8 protein-coding genes are annotated in these 7,488 nt (G+C 64.6%); 6 read left to right on the top strand and 2 right to left on the bottom strand.

The window, feature by feature from the left end:
- The first annotated feature begins 756 nt into the window (after positions 1 to 756).
- The 3 genes from ACWDS7_RS44745 (at position 757) to ACWDS7_RS44735 (ending at position 2,680) form a co-directional block, all read left to right on the top strand.
- Positions 757 to 1,581 carry a class I SAM-dependent methyltransferase gene (locus ACWDS7_RS44745; RefSeq protein ID WP_451934254.1) on the top strand — a complete coding sequence of 275 codons (825 nt, stop codon included), beginning with the start codon at positions 757 to 759 and terminating at the stop codon, positions 1,579 to 1,581.
- A gap of 566 nt (positions 1,582 to 2,147) precedes the next feature.
- Positions 2,148 to 2,444: a type II toxin-antitoxin system Phd/YefM family antitoxin gene (locus ACWDS7_RS44740; RefSeq protein ID WP_451934253.1), complete on the top strand. Its 297-nt coding sequence runs from the start codon at positions 2,148 to 2,150 to the stop codon at positions 2,442 to 2,444.
- Positions 2,441 to 2,680 carry a hypothetical protein gene (locus tag ACWDS7_RS44735; RefSeq protein ID WP_306876073.1) on the top strand — a complete coding sequence of 80 codons (240 nt, stop codon included), beginning with the start codon at positions 2,441 to 2,443 and terminating at the stop codon, positions 2,678 to 2,680. Before ACWDS7_RS44740 ends, ACWDS7_RS44735 begins: the two co-directional genes overlap by 4 nt.
- 214 nt (positions 2,681 to 2,894) lie before the next feature.
- Here the strand turns inward: ACWDS7_RS44735 and ACWDS7_RS44730 are convergent, their stop codons facing one another.
- On the bottom strand, positions 2,895 to 3,071 hold the full coding sequence (locus ACWDS7_RS44730) for a hypothetical protein (protein WP_451934252.1): 177 nt from the start codon (positions 3,069 to 3,071) through the stop codon (positions 2,895 to 2,897).
- Positions 3,072 to 3,182: 111 nt separating this feature from the next.
- Entirely contained in the window at positions 3,183 to 3,503 is a 321-nt protein-coding gene (locus ACWDS7_RS44725) for a hypothetical protein (RefSeq protein WP_451934251.1), read from the bottom strand.
- 739 nt (positions 3,504 to 4,242) lie between these two features.
- Between ACWDS7_RS44725 and ACWDS7_RS44720 the strand changes: the two genes are divergently transcribed.
- From ACWDS7_RS44720 to ACWDS7_RS44710, 3 genes are all read left to right on the top strand, one after another.
- Complete coding sequence (locus tag ACWDS7_RS44720; protein ID WP_451934255.1) at positions 4,243 to 5,523, top strand: MalY/PatB family protein; 1,281 nt, start codon at positions 4,243 to 4,245, stop codon at positions 5,521 to 5,523.
- Between the two features lie 403 nt (positions 5,524 to 5,926).
- A complete protein-coding gene (locus ACWDS7_RS44715) occupies positions 5,927 to 6,226 on the top strand; it encodes a hypothetical protein (protein ID WP_451934250.1) in 300 nt (99 codons plus the stop codon).
- A gap of 98 nt (positions 6,227 to 6,324) precedes the next feature.
- Positions 6,325 to 7,392 (top strand): glucose-1-phosphate thymidylyltransferase, encoded by a 1,068-nt coding sequence (locus tag ACWDS7_RS44710; protein ID WP_451934249.1) that lies wholly within the window; start codon positions 6,325 to 6,327, stop codon positions 7,390 to 7,392.
- Positions 7,393 to 7,488 lie beyond the last annotated feature (96 nt).

The raw sequence follows: 7,488 nt of genomic DNA, 5'->3' as shown, positions 1-7,488 counted from the left end.
CCCCGCGGTCTGGGTATCCGGCTTGGCCCAGCGCTTCGCGCTGGGCACCGCACAACTTATCCCGGGCGCTAAAGCGCCCGGTTCGGAACTACTGGTCCCCACATGGACCTGCCACACAAACGATCTTCGCGCTTCGCGCTCGATCTCCCTCAACTCGTTAGCTTCGCTAACGAGTAGCCGAAAATCGCTAGTTGACTCTGTGAACTGCATGAATAGATGATGATCTAACTCAATATCGATATCGAACCCATGTTGAGATCAGGCTTGTCCGGAGGTCTGGCCTGCGCTTCGCGCCGGCCGGCCACCTGGGGCACCCCCGGCCCTATGTGATCTTCTTCTAAGCCGCTCAATCTTCCAGGACTACTCCACCAACCTGGCACTGATCTTGAACCACACAGTGAACTTATTAAGTGTAACAACCAAGTTACAAGTAACTAGGTATATACTTATTAAGTATTAGATTATTATTCAATCTACTTAAATGCATATGTGTGTATCAGCATTCTGCCTACCAGGTGGCCCGCCATCAATTTGCTCACCCACCACTTACAAAGGCATCCGGAACTCCATCCACTTTGCCCGGCCCCGAACACCGACTTCAGTCGCCTCTCGTCCATCGCGGCGACTCTGGTCACGCTGCCCTAGTGCTCTGTGACCGGGATGGTTCACGAGTTCCAAAGCAGGTAGGTAGGCACGGGGCTGAAAGTGTTAAATTTCGCTCGCTGAGCGGACGATCGGGCATCTATCCTGTGCGCCATGCTAGATGCAGAGATCTTGGAGTACTACGAGCACGGTCTGGAGCGGGATCGGTTGGCCACCGGAGGGCGGCGGATCGAGTTCCTCCGGATGTGGGATCTGCTGGAACGGCATCTGCCTCCAGTCCCTGCGCAAGTGCTGGACGTAGGCGGTGGCGCCGGCGTCTACGCATTGCCGTTGGCGGCAGCCGGCTATGAGGTGCACCTGGTTGATCCAGTGCCCCTCCACGTCGAACAGGCAACCACGGCTTCCCAGGCCGCTACCGCTCAGCTTGCGAGTATCACGGTCGGTGACGCCCGGGCGCTGGAGGCCACCGAGGCCAGCGTCGATGTCGTGCTGCTGCTCGGCCCGCTTTACCATCTGACGGACAAGGCGGATCGCATCACAGCGTTGCGTGAGGCCCGGCGGGTGGTACGACCAGGCGGACTTGTCGTCGCGAAGGCGCTGTCCCGGTTCTATCCGATCTTTGAAAGCCTGGCCAGGGGCCAGGCGCCCAGCCCTGACGAGATCAAGGACACCACTCAATTCCTCGCTGACGGGCAGTACCGCAACTCAAGCGGTGATCCCGCGGGGTTCACAACCTCTTACTTCCACCTACCGGAGGAGCTGGCCGGCGAGATCAGGGAAGCCGGCTTGGATCTACGGGTACTCGTCAGCGCGAGCGGCAATGTCAAGCTGCTTCTCCCCGACCTTGCCCAACGGCTGGAGGACGCAGTACACCGTGACCACCTACTGTCCGTACTGCGCCTGATCGAGACGGAGCCTTCGGTCATCGGTATGAGCCAGAACTTCGTCGCGATCGCGCAGGCTCCCGCCGAGGATTGATTGTCGTCACGAAGGGTGCAGTCAGCGATGGGTCAGGCAGCTTCGACGGGAGGGTGTCCGCCCCAGCGAGTGCCTTTCTCGCTGCAGATGCGGGCATGTTCACGGCGTCAGCGTTGAGCAGGTGGGGACGGTCTCCCGCCCGCTGAGGGTCTCCTCCGGATAGGCCAGGCAGATCTCGTTGAAGCGGTGGATCACGTCGCGGACCGTGTCTGTTATCGGCCTGCACTGGCTGAGCAATGACTGACACGTGGTTCCCGTCTGCCGAGGCCAGCAGCATCATCGCCCGGCGATAGCACGCCGAACTGGTGCTGCCCTGCCACACGATCTGCTGCAGCCGCTGCTGTTCCTGGTCGGTCGTCCTGTGCCTTTGCACCGGCTCAGCCGTCATGCCCCTGATGCATCCGGATGAGTCCTGACAGCCAACCGCCGAAGTCGGCAGCTCAGTGAACCGTCCCGGTCACAGCACTAGCCGGCTTGTTCTGCGGACACTCAGGCTTCATCCAAAGTCACCACCGCAGTACTCCTGAAGTGGTGTACACACTGCACACATGAACTACTATGCTCACATGGATATGGAACAGATCGGAATCGTCGAGGCTCGCAAGCGCCTGGGCACACTGGTCTCCCGCGCCGTTCATGCCCACGTCCCTGTGAGAATCAGCCGGTCAGCCGACGAGCATGCCGTACTCATCAGTGAGGACGACTACACCGAGCTCCAGAAGCTGCGTGCCGAACGTGAGATCGCCGAGTTCCAGGATCGGATCGACTCCGCCGGACGCGGAGAGACCACGCCGGTCGCTTTCGAGACCGCCGAGCAGATGTACAGTCACTTCGGCGTCTCCCATCCGGGCGAGCGCCGTTGAAGCGGCGAGTCCTTTTCGACCCCCAAGCTGAGCAGGCCGTTCTGGCGTTGCCGCCGGGTTTGCGTATCACCGTCCTCGACACCGTCTATGGTCTGGTCGATGAGCCGGAGCCGCTCGGCGCGCGTCCCTACGGCATGATCCCTGATGCCTTCGAGATCGTGACGGACTCTTTCACCCTGCGCTACACCCATGGTGAGGATCACGTTTCCATCTGGGTCGTCCGTGCCAACACCTGAGTGCCGTGCATCGGGCCTCGCGCGCCGTGGACGGGGTCGGAGGTCAAGAGTGCGGAGCCCGCGGCCGGGTTGATCGACTCGTGGTCGATCAACCCCGCTGACACCGTCCTGGCCGTCAGCCATGGCTTCGGCGCGGGCAAGAAGGTCGAGGGTCGCGGGGCAGTTCGCCATCGGAGAGGTGAGCATGCCGGCGAGGCGGGTGCCCTTCACTCTCTCAGGTGGCAGGTTCGAGGGAGTGCTGGAGCCGGACGTCCGGTTCCACGTAGACGCCGAGGTCCTGCTCAGCCGAGGCCAGGACTGGAGTGATGCCTCCTTCGACGAGGTTGGACCCGGCGGCGAGCGGCGCGCCGGTCCATCGGTGCCACTGCTCGAGCGTTCCGGTGATGGTCATCGGGGACGGGGCGATTTTGACGGATCGTGCGCCCAGCCGCTCGTGGGTGCGGGGTCATGGATCCTTGGGGGAGGCCGTCGGCTCGGCGCCTGGCGGCGTACTCCTCCATTGTCAGTTCGGGGTACCGGACCTTGCCGGTGGGGCGTACCGGTAGCACCGGCCTGCCCATCCCGTTGTCATGGGCGCAGGCGCGCAGGCCGTCACCAGCGTGGTCGTCGGCCGGTTGTCGAGCGCGTCCTGCACTGCCCAGAGGATGACGCCGTCCCAGCCGTGGTCGGGCAGCTCCGTCCGCTCAGGGGGCGGAAACGCGACCGGCACACTGACCGCCCGCGCCACGGGAACATCGCCGTCGAGCACCACCAGGAAGTATTCCGGCCACCGCGCGGCCAGACGTCTGGCTCGGGTGAGCGTGCCGATCCTGTCGTGTTGCATGAACTCGGCACGATGTCACCGAGTTCGAGTGCCGGCTTGAGCAGGTCCAGGCGTGTGGCGAGGTTTCCGATGAGCATGTGCGCCAAGCCTTCTTGATCAGTGGCCAACCGCTCCATGCTGCCCGTAACGGCTGCCCTTCTCCATTCTTTTCGCCTGATCCCGAGCGAGCGCGGCCCGGAGACATGCCGGGGCGGTGCCTGTGATGCGCCGGGTCAGCTCACCGTTCGACAGGTAGAAAATTTATTTCTCCGGCCGTTGTTCTCATCATCCGGCGGTGGACGGATTGTCGTTTCTGTTGGCCGGGCCGTTGTGCGCAATAGGTGGCAGGAAGCGGTCATCAACAGGCAACTTGCTGGCTCCGTTCTGTCTGGTTTATGGCGCGCAAAGCGCGCAGAGTCATTTATAACGGATCACATTTATACGAGGAAGGACAATTTGGATAATCGGTAGTTCGATGAGGTTCTCACGGTGCGTGGATCGGGCGGATGCACTGTGATCCGCAGGAAATCGCGCTTGTACGTCGAGTGTTCCACCGGCCCTCCATCGCACGTCCGGCGTGAATTCCATCCGGTGGAGCAGAACGCCGGGCGATCCCTTCATCACCGAGTTCATGGACGGAGCATCGCATCTCATGGCGGGCCGTACTCTCCGGCGGAGCCTTCCTGCCGATCGGAACCACCCTGAAACCACGTGCTCCACAGCGCAGTCCGAGAAATGGAGGGACATCCCCTTGACCAACGTGACCCACGCCGGTACCGATCGGATCGACAGCCCGCTCACCGCGTACCACCTGGACCAGCTACGAGAACGACGCAGCGTCAAATGGCGGGAATGCCCGCCGGACGTGCTGCCCATGTGGGTGGCGGAGATGGACACGCCACTCGCCGAACCCATCGCCTCCGCGCTGACCTCCGCCATCGCCCACGGCGACACCGGCTACGCGGTCGCCGGACGGCTGCCGGAGGCGTTCGCCGGCTTCGCCTCCCGGCGCTACGGCTGGCAACCCGAGCCGTCCGGTATGCGCCTGGTGCCGGATGTCATGACCGGGATCGTCGAGACACTGAGCCTGGTCACCGACCCGGGTGCCCGTGTGGTGGTCAACACTCCCGGCTACCCGTCGTTCTTCTACTGGCTGGACCGCATCGGCCGCCGTGTGGTGAACAACCCGCTCTCCCCTGGCCCTCACGGCTACCGGCTCGACCTGGATCGGCTGGAACGGGACTTCGCCACGGGGGCGGAGGCCTATCTGTTATGCAACCCGCACAATCCCACCGGTCTGGTGCTCAGCCGCGGCGAGCTGCTGGCCGTCGCCGAACTCGGCGACCGTTACGGGGTCCGGATCATCGTGGACGAGGTCCACGCGCCGTTGACCTATCCCGGCGTACGGCATGTGCCGTTCGCCTCCCTGAACACGCCGGCCGCGGCCCGGTCGATCACTTTCGTCTCGGCGGCCAAGGCCTGGAACCTGGCCGGCCTCAAGGCGGCTCTGGCCATCTTCGGCCCTGAGGCCCATGCCGACGTCGCCGCCATCCATCAGGAGGTCAGCGAGTGCGCCGGCCTGCTCGGTGTGATCGCCTCCGAGGCCGCCTTCACCGCCGGGGAGCCCTGGCTCACCGATCTGCTGACCGGCCTGGACACCAATCGATGGCTCCTGGCCGACCTGCTGGCCGAACATCTGCCCGCGGTCGGCTACCGGCCGCCTCAGGCAACCTACCTGGCCTGGCTGGACTGCCAGGCCCTCGGCCTCGGTGAGGATCCGGCCGCGGTGTTCCTGCGTCATGGCAGGGTCGCGCTCTCACCCGGCTACAGGTTCGGCACGCCCGGGCGGGGTTTCGTCAGATTCAACTTCGCCACCTCCCCCCAGCAGATCATCGAGGGGGTCCGGCGCATGGCCGCATCGCTCGACGGGCCGTGCCAGAGCGTCCACGATCTGGCCGCGCTCAGTCTCGACGACCGTTGCTCCTCCCCCCGGATCGTCCCGCTGCCGAATTCACCGTGTGATCACGGGAGCGATCCTTGACTCCGGGATCGATCCGGCCGGTGACCTTTACCCTGTCCGGCGCCGGGTCGGCAGGAAGTGGCTACCGGCAGGCAACATGCTGACTTTGATTCATCTGGTTCCCCGGCCTCGGGACGTGCAGAGTTGATGGTACGAGGGATAGACGGAAAGGGAGGTCAAGAAATGCCGGTCCGGCCACCTCGCCGGTAAGTTTCGACAATGCAGCCAAGCAATAAATGACGATTACCGTTCCATCTTTTCTGACATTTCTCCTACATCATGACCAGCCGTGGCCGTGCGGGCTTTCCGCCCGCCGGCCCCGGTCCCGCGGCAGGCGCGGCCGCGGGACCGGGGCCCGGAATGAGCGACCCGGCGCTTCTGACGTCGATCCAGCCATCTGGGGCACGAACATTTTGGAGAGGAAATGATTGATCATCCAGCCGGCGAGACGGTCGTCGAGGAACGCGAACTCGTCGAGCTCCGCGAGCGGTGTACCACCCTGATGCGTGAGGCCGAGGAGCAGCGGCGGATCACGCTCAGCCTGCAGAAGGCGATCGACGTCTTCCGGCACGAGTTCGATCCGGCGCCTCCGGCTCACATCAGCCCTGTCCGGCCGTCGGAGTCCAGCAACCGGTGCAACCGATGCACGCAGAGCCGACACGCCGAAGTGCACCGCACCTCCCGCGTCGTCCTCGCCGAGTCGGCAGGGCCCCGCGCCGCGTAGTGGTGACGGCCTCGCCTCCGGCGCCTGAGGCCGAGGGCGGGCATGCCGGCAGGACAACCTCTATTGCGAACATCTATTGCGGCAAAGGAAGCATTCTCATGAAGGCTCTGGTGTTGGCCGGCGGATCGGGTACCCGACTACGCCCTTTCAGTTACTCCATGCCGAAACAGCTCATCCCGGTCGCGAACAGGCCGGTTCTGGAACATGTGCTGCGCAACATCCGCGACCTGGGCGTGACCGAGATCGGTGTGATCGTCGGCGACTGGGCGGCGGAGATCGCCGAAGCCGTCGGGGACGGCTCCCGTTTCGGAGCGCGCATCACCTATCTGCAGCAACATCGGCCGCTGGGGCTGGCGCACTGTGTGACGACGGCGCGGGACTACCTCGGCGATGACGACTTCGTGATGTATCTGGGCGACAACGTCCTGCCGGACGGGGTGGTCTCCATCGCCGAGGAGTTCCGCACCAGGCGCCCGGCCGCGCAGATCGTGGTGCGCAAGGTCTCCGACCCCCGGGCCTTCGGGGTCGCGGAGCTGGCCGCGGACGGCACGGTGCAACGGCTGGTGGAGAAACCGCAGCAGCCGCGCAGCGATCTGGCCCTCATCGGCGTCTACTTCTTCACCGCGGCCGTCCACCAGGCGGTCGCCGCCATCCGGCCGAGCGCCCGTGGCGAGCTGGAGATCACCGACGCGATCCAGTGGCTCGTCACCCAGGGAGCCGAGGTCAAGGCCAGCGAGTACGACGGTTACTGGAAGGACACCGGCAACATCGAGGACCTGCTGGAGTGCAACAGCCGGCTGCTCGGCGGACTGGACGCCGGCATCGCCGGAGAGGTCGACGCCGCCAGCAGGGTCGACGGCGGGGTCGTCATCGAGCCGGGAGCCCGCGTGGTCCGGTCCCGGATCGAGGGGCCGGTGATCATCGGTGCGAACACCCTGATCGAGGACAGCCACATCGGGCCGAACACCTCCATCGGCCGTGACTGCGTGCTGCGCGCCGCGCGCCTGGCCGACTCCATCGTGCTGGACAGCGCGTCGATCTCCGAGGTCACCGGCCTGCGCGGCTCGCTCATCGGCCGTTTCGCCACCGTCGGTCCCGGCGGCCGCGGTCAAGACAGCCATCGTCTGGTGGTCGGCGACCACGGGCGGATCGAGATAGCCGCCTAGATGTATTGACCTGAGAGGTTAGGAACGCGGCTGGCTGGTGGGTGACCGCCGAGTGCGGTGTGTGCTCGGTGGTGATTGTAGGCGTGGAGCCAGGGC

The organism is Streptosporangium sp. NPDC003464 (assembly GCF_053588315.1).
The sequence above is the reverse complement of the archived record's forward strand: the minus strand, read 5'-3'. Positions and strand labels throughout refer to the sequence as shown.